This window comes from Nocardioides sp. Z50_6 (genome assembly GCF_058215755.1).
In genome coordinates this window covers 222,592-244,999 of record NZ_JBZAJB010000004.1, presented here as the reverse complement: position 1 = coordinate 244,999, position 22,408 = coordinate 222,592, and the positions used below count along the sequence as shown (strand labels likewise).

The window sequence follows — 22,408 nt, the reverse complement described above, 5'->3', positions numbered from 1 at the left end:
GTGCCCACTCTGGCAGCGGGACGACCGGGTGGGGAGACGCCCGGGTTTGCGCCTCGCTAACGGAAGCGGCGCAGGCGGAGGCTGTTGGTCACCACGAAGACCGAGGAGCAGGCCATCGCGGCGCCGGCGAGCATCGGGTTGAGCAGGCCGGCCGCGGCGAGCGGGAGGGCGGCGACGTTGTAGGCGAAGGCCCAGAACAGGTTGCCCTTGATCGTCGCGAGGGTGCGCCGGGAGAGCCGGACGGCGTCCGCGGCGGCGCCGAGGTCGTCGCGGACCAGCGTCAGGTCGCTCGCCTCGATCGCCACGTCGGTGCCGGCCCCCATCGCCAGGCCGAGGTCGGCCTGCGCCAGGGCGGGGGCGTCGTTGACGCCGTCCCCCACCATCGCCACCACCCGGCCCTCGTCCTGGAGCCGCTTGACCACGTCGACCTTCTGCGCGGGCAGCACCCCGGCGACGACCTCGTCGATCCCCACCTGGGCGGCGACCGCACGGGCGGCGCCCTCGTTGTCGCCGGTGACCAGCAGCGGACGCAGGCCCAGGCGCCGCAGTTCCGCGACGGCGGCGGCCGAGCCCTCCTTGACGGTGTCGGAGACCACCAGCACGCCCCGCACCCGGCCGTCCCAGCCGACCGCGACCGCCGTACGCCCCTGCGACTCGGCGGCCTCGACCGCCGCGGCCAGGTCGCCCGGCAGGTCGCCGTCGCCGACGGTGGAGGCACGGCCGACGGTCACCACCCGGCGCTCGCCGTCGACGTCGACGACCGCGCGCGCCCCCAGCCCGGGCAGCACCTCGAACTCCTCGGCCGCCGGACGGTCCGGGGTCGCCTCGACCACGGCCCGCGCGATCGGGTGCTCGGAGCCGGACTCGACGGCCGCGGCGAGCGCCTGCAGCCGCTGGCGGTCCTCACCGGCGCCGGCCACCACGTCGACCAGCGACATCCGGCCGGTGGTCACGGTGCCGGTCTTGTCCAGCACCACGGTGTCGACCCGGCGGGTCGACTCGAGCACCTCCGGGCCCTTGATCAGCACCCCCATCTGGGCGCCGCGGCCGGTGCCGACCAGCAGCGCGGTGGGAGTGGCGAGGCCGAGAGCGCAGGGGCAGGCGACGATGAGCACCGAGACCGCGGCGGTGAAGGCGGCACTGGTGGTGGCGCCTGCGCCGAGCCAGAAGCCGAGGGATGCCGCGGCCAGCAGCAGCACCAGGGGGACGAAGACGCCCGAGACCCGGTCGGCCAGTCGTTGCACCTCGGCCTTGCCGGACTGCGCGTCCTCGACCAGCCTGGCCATCTGCGCCAGCTGGGTGTCGCCGCCGACCCGGGTGGCGCGCACCAGCAGCCGCCCGCCGGTGTTGACGCAGCCGCCGATCACCTCGGAGCCCGCGCCCACCTCCACCGGCACCGACTCGCCGGTGACCATCGAGGCGTCCACCGCCGAGGTCCCGGTGACCACGACGCCGTCGGTGGCGATCCGCTCGCCGGGGCGGACGACGAACTCGTCGCCGACGACCAGCTCCTCGACCGGGACCCGGGTCTCCACGCCCTCGCGCAGCACCGCCACCTCGCGGACGCCGAGGTCGAGCAGGGCGCGCAGCGCGGCGCCGCTGGCCCGCTTGGCCCGCTTCTCGAACCAGCGGCCGGCGAGCAGGAAGGTGGTGACGCCGGCGGCGACCTCCAGGTAGAGGTTCATCGTCGGGTCGCCGCGGGCGATGGTCAGCTCGAACTCGTGGGTCGTGCCCGGCTCGCCGGCGGAGCCGAGGAAGAGGGCGTAGAGGGACCACCCGGTGGCGGCGAGCACCCCCATCGAGACCAGGGTGTCCATGGTCGTCGCCCCGTGGCGCAGGTTGGTCCAGGCGGCCCGGTGGAAGGGCCACGCGCCCCAGGTCACCACGGGCGCGGCGAGCACCAGGGAGGCCCACTGCCAGTGCTCGAACTGCCAGGCCGGCACCATCGACAGCACGATCACCGGCAGCGAGAGCAGGGCCGACCAGATCAGCCGGGTGCGCAGCGCCTCGACCTCGGCGTCGCGCCGGTCGGGTGCGGTGGCGGCCCGCTCCTCGGACGACGAGGGCGGGGGCGCCGGCAACGCGGCGGAGTAGCCGGCCGCGGCCACGGTCTCCAGGAGCACCTCGGGGGTGACCGACTCCGGGATCCGCACTCTCGCCTTCTCGGTGGCGTAGTTGACCGAGGCGGTGACGCCGTCGAGCTTGTTGAGCTTGCGCTCGATGCGGTTGGCGCAGGAGGCGCAGGTCATCCCGGAGATCTCCAGCTCCAGGTCACGCGTGGGCTCCATCTGGCCCACCGTCTGGTCAGTGGTCATGGCTCCCCTCCTGGTGCTCGTCCCCGGCCCCGTCGCCGACGGGCGCGCCGCCGGCCGTCACGGTGAAGTCGGCGGTGCGGACGCTCCCCTCGTGCTTGAAGTCGAGGAAGAGCCGGTAGGTGCCTGCGGTCGGGAAGGTGGTGGCGAAGGTGATCTCGGGCCCACCCGGGCCGGTGCCCTCACCCTCGGGGTGCACGTGGAGGTAGCCGAGGTCGCCGGCGCGCAACGCGACCAGGTGGCCGTGGGCGCCGAGGTAGGGCTGCAGGTCGGCGACCGGCCGCCCGGCACGGCGTACGGCCAGGGTCAGCTCGGTCGCGGCGCCGGGCGCGGTGTCGCCGGTCAGGGTGACCTCGTAGTCCCCCACCCGGTCGCGGAACCTCTCCCGCTGCTCCCCGGCCGGAGCGAACCGCCCGGCGACCGCGAGGTCGTCGGCGAGCGTGACCTGCTCCCAGCCCGCGGGGACCAGGTCGGCGATCACCCGCCAGGTGCCGGCGGTGAGGTCGGCCTGGGTCGTCCAGACCCCCGTCTCGGGGTCGAGGACCGGGTGCAGGTGCTGGAAGCCGACGAGGTCGCGGCGCACCACGATGAGGTGCAGCTCCTTCTCGTGCTGGGTCTCGTAGTCGAGCAGCGGACGCCCGCTGGAGGTCTCGATGGTGAAGTCGAGCCGGGTCGCGCGGCCGGCCGGGAGAGTGCGGTCGGCCAGCGCGAGGGTGAAGCCGTCGGCACGGGCGGTGAGCCCGGAGACGTCGTGGCCGGCGGCCTCCGGGTCGTGGGACGACTCGGCGTGCTCGGAGTCGGCGTGCCCCGTGTCGTCAGTGTGTTCCGTGTCGTCAGTGTGTTCCGTGTCGTCGGGGTGCGCGGCGGGGTCCGCGTCGAGCGGGCCGACGGCGCGGCCCACCCCGGCGGCCAGGGCGAAGGCCAGGACCAGCGCGCCCACGAACGCGGCGACTCTCGACGGCGTGCTCATCCTCGACCTCCTCGCCCAGGGACTCGTGCGGTGACTCGTGTGCTGCGGGGGTCAGGCCAGCGCGTAGCCCGCCTCCTCGACGGCGCCGCGCACGGCGGACTCGTCGACGGGCTGCTCGCTGGTGACGGTCAGGGCGCCGGTCTCCAGGACGACGTCGACGGCCTCCACGCCGGGCACCTCGCTGACCTCCTCGGTGACGGAGGCGACGCAGTGCTGGCAGGTCATACCGGTGACGGTGAAGGTGGCGGTCTGGGACATGGGCCCTCCTGGGGTGATGGTCAGGACTTCACGAGGCGGGCGATGGCCGCCACTGCCTCGTCGATCTTGGGTTGGGCATCGCCCGCGCGGGCGGCGTCGACCACGCAGTGGCTCAGGTGGTCCTCCAGGAGACCGAGGGAGACGGCCTGGAGCGCCTTCGTCATCGCACTCACCTGGGTGAGGATGTCGATGCAGTACTTCTCCTCCTCGACCATCCGCTGCAGCCCCCGCGCCTGCCCCTCGATGCGGCGCAGGCGGGCGAGGTAGTCGTCCTTGCCCTGGATGTAGCCGTGGTGGTGCTCCATACCGTCCAACGTACCCCTGGGGGGTACCCGTATCAAGGCGGCCGGCGCACGCGACAGGAAGGCCCCGCCACCAGGTGGCGGGGCCCGGACAGGACCGAGGTGCGGCGCCGGCAGCGCGGCGCCGGAGTCTCAGCGCTGGTGCGGCACGGGAGCGACGCCGAGGATGCGGTCGATCTCCTCGGTGGTCAGGCGGTCGTCGGACTCGCTCGCGGCAATGATCAGCGTCGTCGTGAGCTCGACCTCGCCAATGAGGTCACCATCCTCGAGAGTCACATCGAACGGATCGTGCACGTGGTGAGCCTCCTCACGGATGGATGAGTCCGGATTTCGTGGACAGTGAGCCCGAACTCGCGGACTGCTTGTTCTAGCGTGCCCCTTTTGTGGAACCCGAAACAGTCGATCCCCCAAACATCCCCCAACTGAGGGAGACGCTTCTGACCCACTCGGGGCCTTGACAGGGCGCCCGGTCACATGTCCGAGCGCTGAGACAAGTCTACAAGCGCGGACCTCGCGACCGAAGAGGGCGCTCACCCGGGAAGCCGGCCAACATGCCACACCCTGAGACGGACCGAGGCCCCGTCCTTGCGGACGGGGCCTCGGCACGAAGTCGTGGAACAGGTGCTCCACGTTCGAGAATCACACAGCGCGGACGTTCTCCGCCTGCGGGCCCTTCGGCCCCTGGGTGACGTCGAACTCGACCTTCTGGTTCTCGTCGAGGGACTTGTAGCCCTGCGTCTGGATCGCCGAGTAGTGCACGAAGACGTCGTCGCCGCCGTCCTCCTGCGCGATGAAGCCGAAACCCTTCTCGGCGTTGAACCACTTCACGGTGCCTTGAGCCATTGCTCTGTTACTCCTGTTATCGGGCGAGAGGCCGTCACTTCGACGACCCCGCATCAGATGCGGTGACACGTCGCTCCGACCCGGGGTATCGCACTCGAGAAGAAACGCCGTTGGATCACAAACTCCGCGGGCGTCTACCTGCTGGAACTTGCACCTGTTGCACCAACAACACTACCAACAAAGCGCCTCATGGCCAGATCCCGAGCGGATGAAATCCCATCGATTGGGTGAACTTCTCGTTTCAGGGTCATCACAGCGCACCCGCCGAGGCCCTCCTTGCGCTAGCCGCCGACATCGAGCCGCCCCTTCTCCATCTCCCGGGTCAAGGCCCTCAGGAACTCCACCACCGCCGGGCGGGCCTCCGGCGGCACGGCGGCGGCAATCTCCTTCATCCGCTGGTGCATGGCGTCGAGGTGCTCGTGCATCTCGCGCCGGGCGCGGGCGGTGGGGACCAGCAGCACGGAGCGGCGGTCGGCGGGGTGCGGCACCCGCTCGAGGTGGCCCGACCCCACGAGCCGGTCGACCAGGCCGGTGGTGGCGGCGGTGGTGATCTGCAGGTGGTCGGCGAGCTTGCGGGGGGTGACGCCGTGCGGCTGGGGGGCGCCTGCGTCCTCCGCCTCCTGCACCCGCCGGATCACGTGGCGCAGCGCCTGCAGGTCGGTGGTGTTGACCGCCATCGAGCTGCCGACTCGGCGACGCATCTCCCGGTCGGCCCGGACCAGGTGCCGCACGGCGCGCAGCAGCTCGGTCTCCGCACCCGAGTACCCGGTGGTCATCCGGGTACTCGAGGAGTCAGCGTCGTCGGTCACGAAAGTATCTTAGTCAGTTGATATCTAGATTGCCTAGTAATATGCTTTCGGTTCTGACACGGGAGGAATCTGGCGATGGAACGCACGCTCACCCGCGAGCCGGGCCCCCGGCCACCGGAGCCCGCTGACGAGGCCCTGCCCGACCGCCTGCCCGCCGGCGACCCCCAGGACCTGGTCGTGCTCCTCGACGAGGAGCACCGCCGCCCGATCGGCACCGCCCCGCGCGAGGGCGTGCACGGCGCCGACACCCCCCTGCACCTCGCGTTCTCCTGCTGGGTGCTCGACGAGTCCGGGCGGGTGCTGATGACCCGCCGAGCGCTCGGCAAGCGCTCGTGGCCCGGCGTGTGGACCAACTCCTTCTGCGGCCACCCGCGCCCGGGCGAGCTCCTCGCCGACGCCGTACGCCGCCACGGTCGCGCCGAGCTCGGCCTCGACGTCACCGCGGTCACCTCCCTGCTCCCCGACTTCTCCTACCGCGCCGTGGACGCGGCGGGCGTGGTGGAGAACGAGTTCTGCCCGGTCTTCGTCGCCGTCGCCACCGCGCCGCCCCAGCCGCACCCCGACGAGGTGGCCGAGCACACCTGGGTGGAGATCTCCGACCTGCGCACCGCCCTGACCGCCGCCCCCTGGGCCCTGAGCCCCTGGCTGCGCGAGCAGGCCGCGGCCCTCGACGCGGACGACGCCTGGTCGCGGCTCAGCACCGCCGGCGCCGGCCCCGAGCCAGCACCCGAGCCAGGGCAAGACCCGGACCCGCGCAGCCAGGAGACCGAGCGATGAGCGTGCAGAGCGAGATCGACCGCCTCCTGCGACCGGCCCGACAGGTCGAGGGGCTGCCCCGCGACCGGGCCGCGCTGGCCGCCGCGCTCGACGTGGGCAGCCAGGGTGGCAAGCGCTTCCGGCCGTGGCTGCTGACCAGCGTCCAGCAGGCCCTCGTCGGAGGGGGTGAGGCGCCGTCCCCGGCCTCCACGGTCGACCGGGTCGCGGCCGCCGTGGAGCTGCTGCACACCGCCTTCGTGATCCACGACGACGTCATCGACAACGACGACACCCGGCGCGGCCGCCCCAGCGTGCCGGGCTGGTTCCGGGCCGACGCCCGCGCCCTGCCCGAGGCGCGCGCCGAGGAGGCGGGCGCGACGTCCGGCGACGACGTCTACGCCCGCGCCGGCGCGGTGCTGACCGGCGACCTGGCGCTGGTGGCCTCGGTCCGCGCGGTCGCCACCTGCGGCGCCCCGACGGCCGTGGTGACCCGGCTGCTCGACCTCCTCGACACCACCCTCCTGGTCTCGGCGGCCGGCGAGCTGGCCGACGTGCGGCTGGCCCGCGGCGGCGGCTCCGCCCCTGAGGAGTCGCTGGCGGAGGCGCTGGAGATGGCGGAGTACAAGACGGCCGCCTACTCCTTCGTGCTGCCGATGCAGGCCGGGGCGGTGCTGGCCGGGGCCGAGGAGCACGTCGTCCGGGCGCTCGGCGAGATCGGGCGCCGGCTCGGCATCGCCTTCCAGCTCCACGACGACCTCCAGGGCGTCTTCGGGACGGGCGAGACCACCGGCAAGGACCCGCTCGGCGACCTGCGCGAGGGCAAGCGCACCCCGCTGGTGGTGCACGCCGCCCGCAGCCCGCACTGGCCGCGCGTGGCCCGGCACCTCGGCGACCCCGCCCTGACCGAGGCGCAGGCGGTCGAGATCCGCCAGGCCCTGGTCGACGCCGGCTCCCGCGACTTCGTGGAGGCCCTGGCCGCCGAGCACCTGCGCGCCGCCCGCGACCAGGCCAGCACCTTCGACCTGCACGAGTCCCTGGTCGACCCGCTGGTGGAGGCCTGGTCGCCCCGGCCGGCCGTCCCCCCACAGGGGGCCACCCATGCCCACCCGCAGGTCTCCGTCGCGGCCGGTGCGGCATGAGCGCCGAGACCAACCCGCCGGCCCCGGTCCCGGCGGGGGCCGCCGGGAAGAGCGCCGTGTCGCGCGACCTGGCGCCGTACCAGCTCTACGACCAGGTCGCGGAGGCGACGTCGGCGCTGGTGATCAAGCGCTACTCGACCTCCTTCGGCATGGCCTCACGCCTGCTCGCCGAGCCGGTCCGCACCCACGTGTGCAACGTCTACGCCCTGGTCCGGGTCGCCGACGAGATCGTCGACGCCCCCCGCCCCGACTCCCGGCGCGCCCAGCAGGCACTGCTCCTCGACGGGCTCGCCGCCGACGTCCACGCGGCGCTGCGCACCGGCCACAGCGCCAACCTCGTGGTCCACGCCTTCGCCCGCACCGCCCGCACCTGCGGCATCGGGCCGGAGCTGATCGACCCGTTCTTCGCCTCGATGCGCACCGACCTCTTCCGCGAGGAGCACGACGAGGCGAGCTTCGCCGAGTACGTCTACGGCTCCGCCGAGGTGGTCGGCCTGATGTGCCTGCGCGCGTTCCTGGTCGAGCGTCCCGCCGCCGACCGCGAGTACGTCGAGCTCCGGGCCGGCGCCCGGCGACTCGGCGCCGCCTTCCAGAAGGTCAACTTCCTGCGCGACCTCGCCTCGGACAGCGACGACCTGGGCCGCAGCTACTTCCCGGGGCTCGACGTGCGGACCTTCGCCGAGGCCGACCGCGACCGGCTCCTCGACGACATCGACGCCGACCTGGCCGCCGCGGCCGCCGTGGTGCACCGCCTGCCCGCCGGCAGCCGGCGGGCCGTCGCCGCCGCCCACGCCCTCTTCGCCGAGCTCTCCCGACGCCTGCGCCAGACCCCGCCCGAGGTGATCCGCGCCCGGCGGATCCGGGTGCCGGGGGCACGCAAGGCGCGCGTGATCGCCCGCGCCGTGGCCAGGGGCGCGTGATGGGCCGGCGTCACCGGCCCGACGGCACCGGGGCGGGCACGGCCCCCGGCCGGGTCGCCGTGGTCGGGGGCGGCATCGCCGGCCTGGCCACCGCCGCGCTGCTGGCCGAGGACGGCTGGTCGGTCGACCTCTTCGAGCAGCGCGACGAGGTCGGCGGCCGGGCCGGCAGCTGGAGCCGCGACGGCTTCCGCTTCGACACCGGACCGTCGTGGTACCTGATGCCGGAGGTCTTCGACCACTTCTTCCGGCTGCTCGGGACCAGCGCCGGGGAGGAGCTCGACCTGACCCTCCTCGACCCCGGCTACCGGGTCTTCTTCGAGGGCCACGACGAGCCGTTGGAGATCCGCACCGACCGGGAGCGCAACCTGGCGACCTTCGAGGCCGTGGAGCCCGGCGCCGGGGCCCGGCTCGCCGACTACCTCGAGTCGGCCGCGGACGCCTACCGGATGGCGGTCGACCGCTTCCTCTACACCAGCTTCGACTCCCCCCGCTCGCTGCTCCACCCCGAGGTGCTGCGCCGCACCCCGACGCTGCTGGGGCTGCTCGGCCGCTCGCTGGAGGACCACGTCGCCGCCCGCTTCCGCGACCCGCGGCTGCGCCAGGTGCTGGGCTACCCGGCCGTCTTCCTCGGCTCCTCCCCCGCCCGGACGCCGTCGATGTACCACCTGATGAGCTCCCTGGACCTCGACGACGGCGTGCTCTACCCCCAGGGCGGCTTCAGCCGGCTGATCGAGGCGATCGCCGACCTGGCCCGGGAGCGCGGCGTCCGCATCCACACCGGGGCCACGGTGACCTCCCTCGACACCACCGCCCCCCGGGCCGGCCGCGCCCGCCGCCTCCGCCGTCCGCGGGCCCGGGTCTGCGGCGTCACCTGGCGCGACGCCACCGGGGTCGAGCACCGCGTGCCGGCCGACGTGGTCGTGGGTGCCGCCGACCTGCACCACCTCGAGACCGAACTGCTCCCGCCCGACCTGCGCACCTATCCGGAGTCGTGGTGGCGGCGTCGCGACCCCGGCCCCGGCGCCGTGCTGGTCTACCTCGGCGTCGAGGGCGAGCTCCCCGAGCTGGAGCACCACACGATGTTCTTCACCCGCGACTGGGACCGCAACTTCGGCGACGTGCTGGGCACCCCCGGCCGCGTCCCGGACCCGGCCTCCTCCTACGTGTGCCGGCCTTCGGCCACCGACCCCTCGGTGGCCCCTGCGGGCAGCGAGAACCTCTTCATCCTCGTCCCCGTGCCGGCCGACCCCGGGCTGGGGCGCGGCGGCCTCGACGGCGCCGGCGACCCGGCGGTGGAGAAGGTGGCCGACGCCGCGATCGCGCAGGTGGCCGACTGGGCCGGGGTGCCCGACCTCGCCGAGCGCGTCGTCGTACGCCGCACGGTGGGTCCCGGCGACTTCGCCGCCGACCTCAACGCCTGGTCCGGGGGGATGCTCGGCCCCGGCCACACGCTGCGGCAGAGCGCCTTCCTCCGGGCCGGCAACGCCTCGCGGCGGGTCGAGGGGCTGCTCTACGCCGGCTCCGGCACCATCCCCGGGGTGGGGCTCCCGATGTGCCTGATCAGCGCCGAGCTGGTGCTCAAGCGGCTGCGCGGCGACCGCTCGACCGGACCGTCGCCCGAGCCCGAGCCCGAGCCCGGTCGTCCCCGGCCCGGCACCACCCGGCAGGGGGCTGTGTGAGCCTGCTCTACCTCGGCTTCGTGCTCGTCTCCACGCTCTGCATGGCTCTGGTCGACCACCGCTGGCGACTCTTCCTCTTCGACCGCCCGCGGGTCGCGGTGGCCGCGGTGGCCGCGGGCTTCGTGCTCTTTCTCGTCTGGGACCTCGCGGCGATCGAGCTCGCCCACTACAGCAAGGGCGACTCCCCCGCGATGACGGGCATCGAGGTGGCCCCGGAGCTGCCGCTGGAGGAGCTCTTCTTCATCGTCTTCCTCAGCTATCTCACCGGGGTGCTGCACGCGCTCTTCCGGATGCTCCTCGCCCGCCGGGCGGCCCCGGCCGAGGAGGAGGCGTGAGCTACCTGGCCCTGGCCGGGCTCTTCCTGGCCGCGACCCTGCCGGTGCTGCTGCTGGCGGTCCTGCTGCGCCGCGCCGATCGCGGGTGGTGGGCGGCCACCGGGGCGACCGCCCTGGCGCTGGTCGTGCTCACCGCGGTCTTCGACTCCCTGATGATCGCCGCCGACCTCTTCCGCTTCGACGAGAGCGCCCTGTCGGGGGTGCACGTCGGCCTGGCGCCGGTGGAGGACTTCGCCTGGCCGCTCGCCGCGGTCGCGGTGGTGCCCTCGGTGGTGCTGCTGCTCACCGGCGAGCGGCGCCGAGGCAGCCGGCTCGGTCAGCTGCTGGCCTCCTCGCGACCGCTCTCGTGGGTCAACACCGCGTTCCCCTTCGGGGCCGCCTACCTGCTCGCCGGGGGCGGGCCCGACGCGGCCTTCTGGATCGGCTGCCTGTGGTTCCTGGTCCCCTACAACCTGCTGATGTACGGCGTGAACGACGTCTTCGACTACGAGTCGGACCTGCGCAACCCACGCAAGGGCGGGGTCGAGGGGGTGGTCCTGGACCGCGGGCTGCACCGCGCCACGCTGTGGGCCGCCGCGCTGTCCAACCTGCCATTCGTGGTGGTGCTGCTGGCGCTGGGGTCGCCGACCTCCGCGCTGGTGCTGGGGGTGAGCGTCTTCGCGGTGGTGGCCTACTCCGCGCCGGGGCTCCGCTTCAAGGAGCGCCCCTTCCTCGACTCGCTCACCTCCAGCACCCACTTCGTCAGCCCGGCCGCCTTCGGCCTGGCGCTGGCGGCCGCCCGCGGCGCCGACGTCGCGCTCGACACGACGGTGCTCGCCGCACTCGGCGGGTTCTTCGCCTGGGGCGTCGGGTCGCACGCCTTCGGCGCCGTGCAGGACGTCGCGGCCGACCGGGCCGGCGGGATCGGGTCGATCGGCACGGTGATGGGAGCCCGGACGACGACCTGGTTCGCCCTGGCCGCCTACCTGCTGGGGGGCGCGCTGCTGCTCCTGTTGCCCTGGCCGGCCACGCTCGCCGCGGCGCTGGTGCTGCCCTACGTCGCCAACGTGGCGCCCTACCTGGGGATCACCGACGAGGAGTGCGAGCGGGCCAACGCCGGGTGGCGCCGGTTCCTCTGGCTCAACTTCCTCACCGGCTTCCTGGTCACCCAGCTGATGATCTGGATCGCGCTGCGCTGAGGCGGGGCTACGGGCCGACCCGGCGCTGCCGCAGGCTGGCCTGCCACCGCTCCCACGGCGGCTGCACCGCCCAGTTGAGGCGCAGCGTGGTAACGGCGCGGGCCATCCGGCGGCGCAGCTGCGGCAGGCCGCGCACCGACCGCCCGGAGACCCCCACCCGCATCCCGGGCACGAAGCGGAGCCTGGCCTGCGGCCCCAGGGCGAAGGCCAGGTCGAGGTCGTCGTGCACGTCGGCGGTGGTGTGCACCCGGGCGCGCGCGGCCTCCCAGGAGCTGCGGCGCACCGCCATGCTCGACCCCCACAGGGTCAGGTGGCCCAGGGCGAGGTGGGTGAGCGCGAAGTAGGACCCGAGGTAGAGCAGCGTCGCCAGCCGGCGCAGCCCGGGCGGGAGGTCGTGGAAGCGCCCGTCGCCGGTGACCGCGTCGACCTCGGGGTCCGCCATCGCCCGGGCCACCTGGGCCACCCAGTCCGGGCCGGGGCGGGAGTCGGCGTCGAGCCGGCCGATCACCTCGCCGCGGGCCGCGTCGTAGCCGGTCGCGGCGGCCGGCGGGATGCCCGCCCGGGGCTCCACCACCACCCGGGCCCCGCCCGCCCGGGCCACGGCCGCGGAGTCGTCGGTCGAGCCGTTGTCGACCACCACCACCTCCAGGGGCGGCACCGTCTGGCCGGCCAGCAGCCGCAGGCACTCGGCCAGCTCGACGGCGTCGTCGCGCACCGGGATGACCACCGAGACGGTGGGGCAGCGCCCCGGGTCGCCCGCGGGTCTGCCCTCGGGCCCGCGCTCGTGGGCGCTCACCGGACTTCTCCCCGGGCTTCCCTCCGGGCTGCTCCCCGGGCTTCTCCCCGGGCTTCTCCGGGCGGCTCCGGGCGCGCGTCACCAGGCAGGGTCCGCGCCACCAGCAGCCCGGCCACCACGGCGCCCAGGACACCGGCAGCCAGGTCGCCGACAGTGTCGTCGTACCCGACCTGGATCCGCGGGTCGATCAAGGTGTGGCCGAGCCACTCCCCGATCTCCCACAGCGCCGCGAGGGCGGCCGCCAGGGCCGCGGTGACCACCACCGCCCCCAGCCTCGGGCGCGCTCCCGCGTCGCTCCCCCCGGGAGCCGGCAGGGCGCCGACGCGCACCAGCAGCTGCCAGCAGAGCACGCCGATCAGGCCCGTGGCGAGGGCGTGGACGACGAGGTCGAGACCCGGGACGGTGACGTACCAGTCGAGCTGGGCCGCCCAGGCCCCGACCAGCAGCACCACCCCGTAGAGGGCGTCCAGCCACCCCGGCGTACCGAGCGCGCGGGGCAGCATGACCCCGCCCAGCACCAGGAAGAAGAGGGCGAAGCCCAGCCAGCCGTAGAGCACCGTCCCGGCCACCACGCTCACCAGGGACGCCACCCGCACGAGGTCGGGCGCGATCAGCGGCATGGAGCGAGCCTACAAAGGGTGAGGTCGCTCACCCCGGATGGGCTCGGCCACGCTCGTGACGGCGGGGCCGCGACACGCCCGGCGCGTTGACGATTGGACAACGACGGGGGGGCGTGTGTTGTCGTGGACGAGTCGCGGCGGTGCAGCTGAAGCTCCCGAATCCGTCGAGGCGCCTCCCCATCGCGAGGCGCCCGCGCCGTGACCTCGATGCCCGGCAAGGCGGCGTCGCGTCCGAGCGCCACGGCAGCCAAGATGCCACCGGCGCAGAGCCCGAATGAGGAACACACTTGCGCGCATCCACCCCCCACTCCACCCGTCGCGGCCTGGGCCGCGTCGTCCCCGGTGTCGCCGCGACCGGCTCGGTCGCCCTGGCACTCGCCCTGTCGGCGGGTCTGGTCCCCGGCACCGTCCAGACCGCCCAGGCGGCCCCCGCCCTGGCCGACGGCCAGGTCGCGGTCACCGTCGACGTGCCCGACCGCCCGCTCTTCCAGGTGGCGGCCGACTCCCGCACCAGGCCCGACAAGGTCCTGGAGGGCTACGGCATCGACGTCGACCGCGACGACCTCGTCAAGGTCGTGCGCAAGGGCCGCTTCGTCGCCGGCAGCGGCAAGAAGGTCCGCCACGGTGACCGGGTCAAGCTGATCGACGTCCGGAAGCGGATGCAGGTCAAGCGGGTGCGCACCGAGCCGCGCACCGTCGAGGTGCCGACCACCAAGCTCAAGCCCGGGAAGCGCAAGGTCGTCCAGCAGGGCAAGCCCGGCGTGCAGCGCGTCAAGGCGCGCCGGACGACGCACAACGGCAAGCTCGTCAAGTACGACGTCGTGAAGCGGACGACCGTGAAGAAGGCGACCCCGCGACGGGTCCTGGTCGGTCGCAAGGCGGCGACCGTGCCCGGCACCGACGGCCTCAACTGGGGCGCCCTGGCCCGCTGCGAGTCGGGCGGCAACCCCCGTGCCGTGAACGCCGCCGGCTACTACGGCCTCTACCAGTTCAACGTGGGCACCTGGAACAGCGTCGGTGGCTCCGGCATGCCGCACCACGCCTCGCCGGCCGAGCAGACCCACCGCGCCAAGCTGCTGTACAAGTCGCGCGGCGCCCAGCCGTGGCCGCACTGCGGCCGCTACCTCTGAGCCGCTGGCGCTGACCCTTCCCCCGCGGGACGTCATACGAAGTGGGGGCTCCAGCAGCCACCTCGTATGACGTCGCGCCGGAGGGACGGGCGGCGGGCGGCGTCAGGTCCCGGGGACCCCGTGGACGGCGACCGTGAGCAGCACCGCGGCGTCCTCGACGGCCTCCAGGTCGTGGCGGGTCGGGGGGATGAGCAGGTACTCCCCCGGCCCGCCTTCCCATGTCTGGTCGCCGGCGTGCAGCCGGACCCGGCCCTTGAGCACCTGCAGGGTCGCCTCTTCGGGGCTGTCGTGCTCGCCGAGGCGGTGATCGGCCAGCAGGGCGATCAACGTCTGGCGCAGCGCGTGCTCCTGGCCGCCGTGCAGGGTGTGGGCGCTGCGCCCCGGCCCGCTCTCGCGGGCCCGCGCGAGCTGCTCGTCGATCAGCTGGGGCAGTGACGTGACATCCATGGATCCTCCGTCGGGTCGGTTGAGTGTCGCGCCCCCCGTACCCGGTCGCGGCGCGAGGACTCGGGCGAGAGCCTCAGGTCGCCGGGTCGGGGCCGGCCAGGAGGGCCGCGGCCACCGCGACCGCCTGCACCCGGATCTCCGGGATCGCCGTGGTCTCCCACAGCTCGCCGCGGCGCAGCGCGCCCAGGACCCAGATCGGGAGCTCGCCGTCCGCGCCGAGCAGCTGCCCCTCGCGGCTGCGCAGCCCCAGGCCGAGCTCGTCGGTGCCGGCGACGGGGTCGCCGCCGCCCACACCCAGGAGGCTGTCCAGGACCGGGTTGCCGAGGGTGCGCAGGTCCTGACGCGGGCCCGTGCAGTTGACCACCCACCTGGCCCGGAGCGGCTCGCCGTCGGCGACGGTGACGACCAGGCCGTCGCCGGCGGGGTCGGCCTCGACGCCGGTGATCTTCCCGGCGCGGACCTCCAGCCGGCCTGCGGCGCGGTGCTCGGCGATCACCGTGTCGCTGGCCGGCGGGATGCGGTGCCGGTGCACTCCCCACTCACCGGCCACGTCGCGCAGGAACGCCTGGCGGTCGGTCACCGCGAGACGCCGCCACAGCTCCGCCACCCGGTAGCGGATGCCGTCGATCGCGGGGCGCCAGTCGCCGTTGAGCTGGGCCACCGCCGAGACGTGGGCGTGGGCGGCGGCGCGGATCTCGGGCATCGTCGTGCCCCACTCGCGCACGTCGGGCACGACCTCGCCCAGGTAGGAGGGGGCGTGCGCCTGCGGGAGCCGCCCGTTGCGGGAGAGGGCGACGACGCGACGGCCCGGGGCGGCCGCGAGGGCGCTGAGCGCCACGTCGACCATGGTCAGCCCGGTGCCGACGACGAGCACGTCCGCCACGTCGGCCCCGCGATCGCCCGCGGACGCCAGGTCGGACAGCATCGGGTCGAGAGCACCGGGGCGCCAGGGGTCGGCGATGTAGCGGGGCTCGCCGGAGAGGTCGCGCGGGGCCCAGGCGTCACCCACGCTGGGCAGGCCGGTGGCCAGCACCGCCCGGTCGGCGTGGAGCTCCGCACCGTCGTCGGTGGTGACGGTGACGCCCTCGGGCGTCGGGACGACGCGCTGCGCGAGGCGGCGCACGTGCGAGACGACCACCCGGTCGCCCGCGGCGGCCAGCGCCTCCTGCCAGCGCTGGCGCAGGTAGCGCGCCCACTCGCGGCGGGGAGCGAACCAGTAGCTGGCGTCGTCACCCTCGACGAGCTCCTGCTCGACGCACCAGGTGGCGAAGTCGAAGCGGTCCTCGGGGTCGCACGACATGCCGGCGGCAGGCACGTTGAGCAGGTGCTGGGGGTCGGTGGTGGAGAAGGCCGCTCCGGAGACGAGCTCCGAGGAGGGGTCGACGAAGGTGATCTCGAGCCCCGTGCCGGAGGCGCTCTGCCGCACGAGGTTGAGGGCGACCAGCGTGCCGGCGGCCCCGGCACCCACGATCGCGATCCGCAGCGCGCCGTCTGCAGGGGACATCACCGGCTCCTGACCTTCCGGCCGAGGGACTGGTCGGCCGGAACTCACGTTTGTAGACATTGTTAGGCGAGTTTAAGCCGTTCGGCTCGTGGACGAGAATTCCCGCGCCGCGGCACCGTGACGGACTGGGCCGAGCAGCAGCTCGAAGGCCGCGAGCCACGGCGGACGGCAGCACCGGCGAGTGCTCGTGCCGTTGTACCCGGGCCTTGTTGGGTCTCCGGACGAGGCGCATGCTGAGGGATTCGCGTCATTCCGATGGATGGGGACGTAGCTCATGAAGAAGACAATTCTCGGCGCACTCTCCGCGCTGGCCCTCGTGGTCGCGCTGACCGGGGCCACCAGCAGCAACCAGACGGCCTCCGCACAGGCCGAACTCCCGTGGATGAACACGAGCCTCTCGCCGACGGAGCGGACCGAGCTCCTGCTGAACGCGATGACGCTCGACCAGAAGCTCGAGCAGATCTTCAACCGCCCGGTCTACAACGAGGACCTCGACGACGGGACCGACGGCAACGGAAAGGGCTGCGACTTCACCCAGATCGGCCGTCACATCGAGGGCATCCCGGAACTGGCGATCCCCGACTTCCGGATGGCCAACGGTGGCACCGGCATCCGGGGCGGCGACTGCCTCCCGGAGCCGACCGCCACCGCGTTCCCGGCCCAGATCTCCTCCGCGGCGACGTTCGACCGCCCCCTGGCCGACCGTTGGGGCCAGGTGCTCGACTACGAGCTGCGGGCCTGGGCGCACCAGGTGCTGTGGGGACCTGTCCTGAACCTGATCCGCACCCCCTACGGCGGGCGCAACAACGAGTTCTTCAGCGAGGACCCGTACCTGACGGGCGCCCTCGCGTCGAAGATCATCAGCGGCATCCAGGAGCGTCGGGTGAGCCAGGCGACGGCCAAGCACTTCGTCGCCAACGACTCCGAGTTCCAGTTCGAGCGGTGGACCGCGGCGATCCGGGTCCCCTCCCGGGCGATGCACGAGCTCTACCTGCTGCCGTTCGAGATGGCCGTCAAGGACGCCAACGTGGCTTCCATCATGTGCGCCTACGGCTACGTCAACTTCAGCTACAACTGCGAGAGCAAGCCCCTGCTCCAGCAGACCCTGCGCCAGGACTGGGGCTTCGACGGCTACGTCTTCTCCGACCGGCGCGCCCAGCAGAGCACGGTGCCGTCGATCCTCGCCGGGACCGACGTCGAGGTCGACGAGCAGCCGGAGTGGTACCAGCCCGCTGTGGTGAAGGCCGCCATCAACGCCGGCGAGATCACCGAGGCCGACATCGACGACATGCTCCGCGACCGCTACATCAAGATGTTCGAGTTCGGCGACTTCGACGACCCGGCCACGTCGTTCGGCTGGGACCAGCTCAAGGACGAGCTGGCCCAGGGCGGCCCCCACGCCGACGTCGCCAAGGACGCCGCCTCCGAGAGCCTCGTGCTGCTGCGCAACGAGCGCAAGCAACTGCCGCTCAACGCCGGAGCGATCGACTCGGTGGCGCTGATCGGCCCGACGTGGTTCGCCGGCCAGGCGACCCTGCCGCCACGCAGCGGTGACCGGACGCGCTTCATCTCCGTCAACGCGCCGTACGAGGTCACCCCCCAGGAGGGGCTGGAGAACACGCTGCGCCAGCTCGGCGCCGAGGACGCCACCGTCACCTACAACAACGCCAGGAACATCGGCAACGCCATCGACCTGGCCGAGAGGTCCGACGTGACCATCCTGATGGTCGGTGACGTCGCCCGCGAGACCTGGGACAAGAACAGCAACTACCAGGACGAGAACCCCGGCGGCAACGTCTCGGGTGCCGGCAACGAGATCCCCGACCTGGACCTGCCCACCGTGCAGGGCACCAACCAGCAGGAGCTGATCCCGCGGATGCTCGACGCGGTGCCCAACACGATCATGGTGCTCAAGACCCAGGGGCAGGTGAACATGCCCTGGATCAACAAGGTCGACACCATGGTCGAGGCGTGGTACCCGGGTCAGGAGGACGGCAACGTCGTCGCCGACGCGCTCTTCGGGGTCACGAACTTCTCCGGCAAGCTCCCGGTGACCTTCGGGCGGACCGACCGTGAGGCCGCCTACCAGAGCCAGGAGCAGTACCCCGGCTACGAGGAGGACACCGGTGTTCCCGGTGGCATCGGTCGCGACCCGATCCCGGGGGCGCCGCAGCGGGTCGTCCGCTACACCGAAGGCCTGAAGATGGGCTATCGCTGGTACCAGGCGACCAACACCAAGCCGCTGTTCCCGTTCGGCTTCGGCCTGTCCTACACGACGTTCGACTACAGCAAGCTCGACGTGGACAAGGTCCGGCAGAACGGGACGACGACCGGGCTGCGGGTCAGCTACACCGTGACCAACACCGGCAAGGTGGCCGGCCAGGAGGCCTCGCAGGTCTACCTGCGGCTGCCCCGTGAGGCCCGGGAGAACTTCAACCGCCTGGTCGAGTTCGAGAAGGTCCAGCTCCAGCCCGGTGAGAGCAGGCGCGTCTCGGTGGTCCTGGACGGCAGCGCGTCCAACCACCCGTTCTCCTACTTCGTGCCCGAGGATCCCGACGACCTCGCACGGTGGGCGGACGGAGAGTGGACGACGCCGAAGGGGAACTTCACCGTCTACGTCGGCGGATCGTCCGAAGACCTTCCCCTGCAACAGACGGTGGGCATCGGCGACATCACCACGACGCCGCCGACTACGCCGCCTGCTCCCCCGACCACCACCAAGAAGCCTTCGGTGATCAAGAAGCCGACCGTTCGCCCGAAGCCGGTGACCCCGAAGACCCGAGCCCTCATCAAGTTCCGGGTCGTCTCGGGAGGGAAGCCCGCCACGGGCAAGGTCGAGGTGAAGAAGAGCGGAGTCGTGATCGGACGCGACACCCTGAACAGCCGCGGCTTCGCGCGGGTGAGGATCTCCCGGCTCAAGGCGGGCGTGCGCCAGGTCAAGCTCCTCTACCTCGGCTCGGAGGTCTCGAAGCGAGCGACCCGGAACCTGGTGATCCGGGTGAAGCAGAAGAAGGGGAGAAGGTAGGGCGCTGCCCCCCAGGTGGCTGCCCGTGCCGACCGGTCGGCGCTGCGGAACCGTCCTCTGCCTGCTCGCGCTCTCGCTGGGCGCCTGCACGGGGGGCGGTCCCGCAGCGCCACGCGAGACGCCCGGGGAGACCACCGGCTCCTCCGCGGACGGCCCCAGGGCCGGCTTGGTCGCCCCGGACGGCACCCCCGTCGAGGTCGCGGCGCCGGGCCCGCCGACCGGCACGTCCCACGACGTCACCGACCTGGGGGCCGACCCGGAGTCCGGCACCGGGGACGACGCCCCCGCCATCCGGAAGGCGCTGGCCACGGCGGAGCCCGGCGACGAGGTCGTCCTCCCCGCCGGGGTCTTCGACCTGCGCTCGAGCCACCCCGACGACGAGGAGGCGAACCTGCTCCTGCCCGACGACGTGCGGCTGCGTGGGGCCGGACCGGGCGCCACCGTGCTCCGCACGTCGTTCGACGGGGAGGAGGACAGTGCGGTGGTGCGCGCCCCGGGCGTGCACGACGCCGCCGTCACCGGTCTGACCATCAGCTCCGAGCACGTAGGGGAGCTCGGCAGCGACCCTGAGGAGGAGGGCCCGGGAGGCGGGCCGATGTACGGCGTGCAGATCGGGGCGGGCAGTGGTCGGATCCTGGTGGAGGACGTCGCCGTCGAGCTGTTCCAGCGCCACGGCATCACCCTCAAGGGCAGCAGCGAGGTGACCGTGACCGGCTGCCGGGTCGCCGACGCCACCAGCGTCGGCCCCGGTGGGTCCGGGTACGGGATCGCGGTCGAGGGCATGGCGGACCAGCGCGACCCGGACGCCGTCAACGACTCCCGCCACAACGTGGTGGTCGACAACCACCTGGACGGGACGCACCTGCGGCACAGCATCCTGCTGCAGTTCCCCACGCACAACAACCTGGTCGCCGACAACACCATCGAGGGGGGCGTGCTGGACGCGATCGACCTGCACGGCGAGGGCGAGTACCTCAACGAGATCCGCGGCAACACGGTCAACGACGTCGACGCCGCCGCCATCGCCCTGGGCAACTCCGGGGGCGAGCAGAACCGGCACGACGCGAGCGGCGAGGGGAACTGGATCCACGGCAACACGCTGACCGGCAACACCCAGGGCGTGCTCGTCATCCTCGGCACCCCCGACACCGTGATCGATGCCAACGAGATCGAGGGGCGCAGCCGCTCCGAGGTGGGAATCGAGCTGCGCAACGCACCCGGCACCGTGGTCCGCGACAACGCGGTGACCGGCACCGGGGCGCAGTTCTGGGCCGTCGCGGTGATCGCGGACGGCGGTGCGGACGGCCGGGGCGCCGGCGTCGCCACCGACGTGCTCATCGCCGGCAACCGCCTGACCGGAGCGGGGAACGGGATCGTGGTCGAGGCCGGTCGCAACATCACGATCGAGGAGAACACCCTCGACGTCCGGGGCACGCCGTTGCAGGTCGCGGAGGAGGCCCAGGTCCGAGGCGCTTCACGGTGACCGGCTCGGGTGCGAGCGCAGAGTTCCCGCCTCGTGCCAGGGAACGTGTCTGCCAGACTCACGGACGTGGATCCAGGAACCCGTGCTCCCTGGCAGGTGAGCGCAGAGCAGCAGCTCAAGGTGCTGCGCGTCTCGCTCCAGGTGGCCGCGGCACTCGCCGTGGCGGGCCTGGTCCTCGCGGTCGTGGTCTACGACCCCGACGACGAGGGGGCGGGGTTCCTCGGCCTCTTCGCCCTCCTCGTCGCCATCCCGCTGCTGGCCCTGGTCGCCGTCGTGGTGCTGCTGCGCCGGCTGCTCCGCGCCGGCATCGCCCGTGCCCTGGCCGGCGAGACCCGCCTCCTCGCCTCCGCGTCGGGGGGCACGGCCGCCCTGGGCCTGGTCGGCGTCGTCTCGTCGTTCAGCATCCCGCTGGCCTTGCCCCTCGTCGTGGCGCCGGCGGTGGCGGGGTTCTTCGCCGTCCAGACGATCCGGGAGGTGCGGGCCGAGACCCGGTCGAGGGGCTGACCCGATCGACGGCGAGGGGTCGTGGCGAGGGGTCGTGGCGAGGCACGCCTGAGTGGCCGCCCTGGTAGCGGGGACGACCGGCCCGACGGGCCGACGGGGCCCTGCTCGGGAACTGCCTGCTGGGCCGGTCTCCCGGCAGCGCCCGGAGTACCACCGCGGGGAGCGAACGCAGAGGGCGACGAGCGTCATGCGCGTCGCCCTCTGTCGTGCTTCCGGAAGGACACGCGCCTGCACCGGCCGGGGTGACAGCATGGCGGCCATGCCACGCCGCTGGAACGAGATCGACTGGAATCAGGACCGCCCGTCTGTCCAAGACCTGATCGACTCGTGGAACACCATCACCTGGGAGCGGCGTCCACTGTCGGTGCCCGAACTCGATCGCTATCTCGACCATCTTGCTCGCACCCACGTCAATGGCGGTTACCTCGTCGGCCGCTGGCAGGCCGTCGACTACTCCGAAGTCACAGCGTGGTTCGCAGCGCGCAACAGGTTCGAGGAGTACGAACTCCTTCGGGTCTTCTTCGACAGTCCGACGATTCGCGCTCACCTCACCGACCTCCAGCTACCGGCCGACCTGCGCGGCGTCGGAAAGAGCTTCCGCCAGGAGCCATCGGGGCCCCTCACACTTGATGGCCTGCTGGCGGGTGTGCTCGTCTCTGGCGGTGCATACGAACGTTTCCGAGGGCTGGCGAGGGAGGCGAAGGACATCGCGAGCCACGCCGTCGACGCTCTCACCGCCCGGCGCTACGAAGACTTCCGACTTGACACTTCGCACGAGGCCTGGACGCCCTGGTTCTACGACGTCGCTTGGGACCGCACATTCGTGCTCACGGATCTGGCGAACGCGGAGGTCACGGTCATCTGCATCACGGACACTGACTGACGACCTAGCCGCGCTCTAGGCAAGGCATCGGGTGGGCAGTCAGATCATCTCGGAGTCATCCGGGAAGGGCAGCCACCAGACGAGCGACTCGTCCCACGGCTCGAAGTCGCTTTCACGAGGTCAATGCGCTCCACCAGGTGCAGAGTGTGCGCCGCAGGTCCGACACCGGCAGGCCGTTTCGCAGCGCAACCCGGACCGCCAGTAGGCTCCCGGAGGAGGTTCCATTCCGTAGAGGGTTCCGTCGAGGCTTCCGTGGATTAGAGAGTGGAACCCCCGGGCCTCTAGCTCAATTGGCAGAGCAGCGGACTTTTAATCCGTTGGTTCAGGGTTCGAGCCCCTGGAGGCCTACCGCTCCTGTGATCGCCGCCCACCCCCTCCACAGCCGGACACGGCCGTCGTGTCCTGGGGTCGCCGAAGAGTTCCCACGTGGGGCCGACAGAGGGCAGAAACGTGGCCGTCCTGTGGATCGCCGCTCCGTAGCGTTTCTTCCATCAACCCGGCCAGTCAGCACCAAG

General features: G+C 72.7%; 22 protein-coding genes and 1 tRNA gene. 12 read left to right on the top strand and 11 right to left on the bottom strand.

The window, feature by feature from the left end:
• Positions 1-56: 56 nt before the first annotated feature.
• The 7 genes from AC4BGE_RS12085 to AC4BGE_RS12055 form a co-directional block, all read right to left on the bottom strand.
• Positions 57-2,315 (bottom strand): heavy metal translocating P-type ATPase, encoded by a 2,259-nt coding sequence (locus tag AC4BGE_RS12085; RefSeq protein ID WP_490575427.1) that lies wholly within the window; start codon positions 2,313-2,315, stop codon positions 57-59.
• Positions 2,305-3,282: a DUF8832 domain-containing protein gene (locus AC4BGE_RS12080; RefSeq protein WP_490575426.1), complete on the bottom strand. Its 978-nt coding sequence runs from the start codon at positions 3,280-3,282 to the stop codon at positions 2,305-2,307. The genes AC4BGE_RS12085 and AC4BGE_RS12080 overlap by 11 nt, the downstream gene beginning before the upstream one ends.
• A gap of 51 nt (positions 3,283-3,333) precedes the next feature.
• The gene (locus AC4BGE_RS12075) at positions 3,334-3,540 is read right to left on the bottom strand and encodes a heavy-metal-associated domain-containing protein (protein ID WP_490571334.1); all 207 of its coding nucleotides are present in this window, start codon (positions 3,538-3,540) and stop codon (positions 3,334-3,336) included.
• 20 nt (positions 3,541-3,560) lie between these two features.
• A complete protein-coding gene (locus tag AC4BGE_RS12070) occupies positions 3,561-3,845 on the bottom strand; it encodes a metal-sensitive transcriptional regulator (RefSeq protein ID WP_490571335.1) in 285 nt (94 codons plus the stop codon).
• Positions 3,846-3,974: 129 nt separating this feature from the next.
• The gene (locus tag AC4BGE_RS12065; protein ID WP_490571336.1) at positions 3,975-4,136 is read right to left on the bottom strand and encodes a hypothetical protein; all 162 of its coding nucleotides are present in this window, start codon (positions 4,134-4,136) and stop codon (positions 3,975-3,977) included.
• Positions 4,137-4,481: 345 nt separating this feature from the next.
• Positions 4,482-4,685, bottom strand: coding sequence for a cold-shock protein (locus AC4BGE_RS12060; RefSeq protein ID WP_068108172.1), 204 nt, complete (start codon positions 4,683-4,685; stop codon positions 4,482-4,484).
• Between the two features lie 281 nt (positions 4,686-4,966).
• A complete protein-coding gene (locus AC4BGE_RS12055) occupies positions 4,967-5,494 on the bottom strand; it encodes a MarR family winged helix-turn-helix transcriptional regulator (protein WP_490571337.1) in 528 nt (175 codons plus the stop codon).
• A 75-nt stretch (positions 5,495-5,569) separates the two neighbouring features.
• Here AC4BGE_RS12055 and idi point away from each other — a divergent pair, with 75 nt between their 5' ends.
• Genes idi through AC4BGE_RS12025 form a run of 6 tightly spaced genes read left to right on the top strand, consistent with a single transcriptional unit; the run spans position 5,570 to position 11,501 of the window.
• Complete coding sequence (gene idi / locus AC4BGE_RS12050) at positions 5,570-6,271, top strand: isopentenyl-diphosphate Delta-isomerase (protein ID WP_490575425.1); 702 nt, start codon at positions 5,570-5,572, stop codon at positions 6,269-6,271.
• Positions 6,268-7,389, top strand: a complete 1,122-nt coding sequence (locus AC4BGE_RS12045; RefSeq protein WP_490575424.1) for a polyprenyl synthetase family protein — start codon at positions 6,268-6,270, stop codon at positions 7,387-7,389. The genes idi and AC4BGE_RS12045 overlap by 4 nt, the downstream gene beginning before the upstream one ends.
• Positions 7,386-8,309 (top strand): phytoene/squalene synthase family protein, encoded by a 924-nt coding sequence (locus AC4BGE_RS12040; protein ID WP_490575423.1) that lies wholly within the window; start codon positions 7,386-7,388, stop codon positions 8,307-8,309. Before AC4BGE_RS12045 ends, AC4BGE_RS12040 begins: the two co-directional genes overlap by 4 nt.
• Positions 8,309-9,988 (top strand): phytoene desaturase family protein, encoded by a 1,680-nt coding sequence (gene crtI, locus AC4BGE_RS12035; RefSeq protein ID WP_490571341.1) that lies wholly within the window; start codon positions 8,309-8,311, stop codon positions 9,986-9,988. The genes AC4BGE_RS12040 and crtI overlap by 1 nt, the downstream gene beginning before the upstream one ends.
• Complete coding sequence (locus AC4BGE_RS12030) at positions 9,985-10,323, top strand: lycopene cyclase domain-containing protein (RefSeq protein WP_490575422.1); 339 nt, start codon at positions 9,985-9,987, stop codon at positions 10,321-10,323. The genes crtI and AC4BGE_RS12030 overlap by 4 nt, the downstream gene beginning before the upstream one ends.
• Entirely contained in the window at positions 10,320-11,501 is a 1,182-nt protein-coding gene (locus AC4BGE_RS12025; protein ID WP_490571343.1) for a prenyltransferase, read from the top strand. Before AC4BGE_RS12030 ends, AC4BGE_RS12025 begins: the two co-directional genes overlap by 4 nt.
• 7 nt (positions 11,502-11,508) lie before the next feature.
• Here AC4BGE_RS12025 and AC4BGE_RS12020 read toward each other — a convergent pair whose 3' ends face one another.
• Together AC4BGE_RS12020 and AC4BGE_RS12015 are read right to left on the bottom strand one after the other, a co-directional pair.
• Entirely contained in the window at positions 11,509-12,297 is a 789-nt protein-coding gene (locus AC4BGE_RS12020) for a glycosyltransferase family 2 protein (protein WP_490575421.1), read from the bottom strand.
• A complete protein-coding gene (locus AC4BGE_RS12015) occupies positions 12,294-12,917 on the bottom strand; it encodes a DUF2238 domain-containing protein (protein ID WP_490575420.1) in 624 nt (207 codons plus the stop codon). The genes AC4BGE_RS12020 and AC4BGE_RS12015 overlap by 4 nt, the downstream gene beginning before the upstream one ends.
• Before the next feature lie 287 nt (positions 12,918-13,204).
• Here AC4BGE_RS12015 and AC4BGE_RS12010 point away from each other — a divergent pair, with 287 nt between their 5' ends.
• A complete protein-coding gene (locus AC4BGE_RS12010) occupies positions 13,205-14,047 on the top strand; it encodes a resuscitation-promoting factor (RefSeq protein WP_490575419.1) in 843 nt (280 codons plus the stop codon).
• A 102-nt stretch (positions 14,048-14,149) separates the two neighbouring features.
• Here AC4BGE_RS12010 and AC4BGE_RS12005 read toward each other — a convergent pair whose 3' ends face one another.
• Both AC4BGE_RS12005 and AC4BGE_RS12000 read right to left on the bottom strand, forming a co-directional pair.
• Positions 14,150-14,494 carry a cupin domain-containing protein gene (locus AC4BGE_RS12005; RefSeq protein WP_490575418.1) on the bottom strand — a complete coding sequence of 115 codons (345 nt, stop codon included), beginning with the start codon at positions 14,492-14,494 and terminating at the stop codon, positions 14,150-14,152.
• Between the two features lie 73 nt (positions 14,495-14,567).
• Positions 14,568-15,998 (bottom strand): FAD/NAD(P)-binding protein, encoded by a 1,431-nt coding sequence (locus AC4BGE_RS12000; protein WP_490575417.1) that lies wholly within the window; start codon positions 15,996-15,998, stop codon positions 14,568-14,570.
• A gap of 274 nt (positions 15,999-16,272) precedes the next feature.
• Between AC4BGE_RS12000 and AC4BGE_RS11995 the strand changes: the two genes are divergently transcribed.
• The 5 genes from AC4BGE_RS11995 (at position 16,273) to AC4BGE_RS11975 (ending at position 22,241) form a co-directional block, all read left to right on the top strand.
• Positions 16,273-19,023 carry a beta-glucosidase family protein gene (locus AC4BGE_RS11995; RefSeq protein ID WP_490575416.1) on the top strand — a complete coding sequence of 917 codons (2,751 nt, stop codon included), beginning with the start codon at positions 16,273-16,275 and terminating at the stop codon, positions 19,021-19,023.
• A 25-nt stretch (positions 19,024-19,048) separates the two neighbouring features.
• Positions 19,049-20,506: a right-handed parallel beta-helix repeat-containing protein gene (locus AC4BGE_RS11990; protein WP_490575415.1), complete on the top strand. Its 1,458-nt coding sequence runs from the start codon at positions 19,049-19,051 to the stop codon at positions 20,504-20,506.
• A gap of 66 nt (positions 20,507-20,572) precedes the next feature.
• Positions 20,573-21,010, top strand: coding sequence for a hypothetical protein (locus AC4BGE_RS11985; RefSeq protein ID WP_490575414.1), 438 nt, complete (start codon positions 20,573-20,575; stop codon positions 21,008-21,010).
• Between the two features lie 250 nt (positions 21,011-21,260).
• A complete protein-coding gene (locus AC4BGE_RS11980) occupies positions 21,261-21,893 on the top strand; it encodes a hypothetical protein (RefSeq protein WP_490575413.1) in 633 nt (210 codons plus the stop codon).
• A 275-nt stretch (positions 21,894-22,168) separates the two neighbouring features.
• A tRNA-Lys gene (locus AC4BGE_RS11975) sits at positions 22,169-22,241 on the top strand.
• Positions 22,242-22,408: the final 167 nt, after the last annotated feature.

Excerpts from the sequence above, each read along its gene's own strand:
- AC4BGE_RS12000 (WP_490575417.1), bottom strand. The coding sequence starts at position 15,998 with ATGTCCCCTGCAGACGGCGCGCTGCGGATCGCGATCGTGGGTGCCGGG.
- AC4BGE_RS12005 (WP_490575418.1), bottom strand. The coding sequence starts at position 14,494 with ATGGATGTCACGTCACTGCCCCAGCTGATCGACGAGCAGCTCGCGCGG.
- AC4BGE_RS12080 (WP_490575426.1), bottom strand. The coding sequence starts at position 3,282 with ATGAGCACGCCGTCGAGAGTCGCCGCGTTCGTGGGCGCGCTGGTCCTG.
- AC4BGE_RS12085 (WP_490575427.1), bottom strand. The coding sequence starts at position 2,315 with ATGACCACTGACCAGACGGTGGGCCAGATGGAGCCCACGCGTGACCTG.
- AC4BGE_RS11980 (WP_490575413.1), top strand. The coding sequence starts at position 21,261 with ATGGCGGCCATGCCACGCCGCTGGAACGAGATCGACTGGAATCAGGAC.
- crtI (WP_490571341.1), top strand. The coding sequence starts at position 8,309 with ATGGGCCGGCGTCACCGGCCCGACGGCACCGGGGCGGGCACGGCCCCC.
- AC4BGE_RS12045 (WP_490575424.1), top strand. The coding sequence starts at position 6,268 with ATGAGCGTGCAGAGCGAGATCGACCGCCTCCTGCGACCGGCCCGACAG.
- AC4BGE_RS12075 (WP_490571334.1), bottom strand. The coding sequence starts at position 3,540 with ATGTCCCAGACCGCCACCTTCACCGTCACCGGTATGACCTGCCAGCAC.
- AC4BGE_RS11995 (WP_490575416.1), top strand. The coding sequence starts at position 16,273 with ATGAAGAAGACAATTCTCGGCGCACTCTCCGCGCTGGCCCTCGTGGTC.
- AC4BGE_RS12070 (WP_490571335.1), bottom strand. The coding sequence starts at position 3,845 with ATGGAGCACCACCACGGCTACATCCAGGGCAAGGACGACTACCTCGCC.
- idi (WP_490575425.1), top strand. The coding sequence starts at position 5,570 with ATGGAACGCACGCTCACCCGCGAGCCGGGCCCCCGGCCACCGGAGCCC.
- AC4BGE_RS12060 (WP_068108172.1), bottom strand. The coding sequence starts at position 4,685 with ATGGCTCAAGGCACCGTGAAGTGGTTCAACGCCGAGAAGGGTTTCGGC.
- AC4BGE_RS12015 (WP_490575420.1), bottom strand. The coding sequence starts at position 12,917 with ATGCCGCTGATCGCGCCCGACCTCGTGCGGGTGGCGTCCCTGGTGAGC.
- AC4BGE_RS12040 (WP_490575423.1), top strand. The coding sequence starts at position 7,386 with ATGAGCGCCGAGACCAACCCGCCGGCCCCGGTCCCGGCGGGGGCCGCC.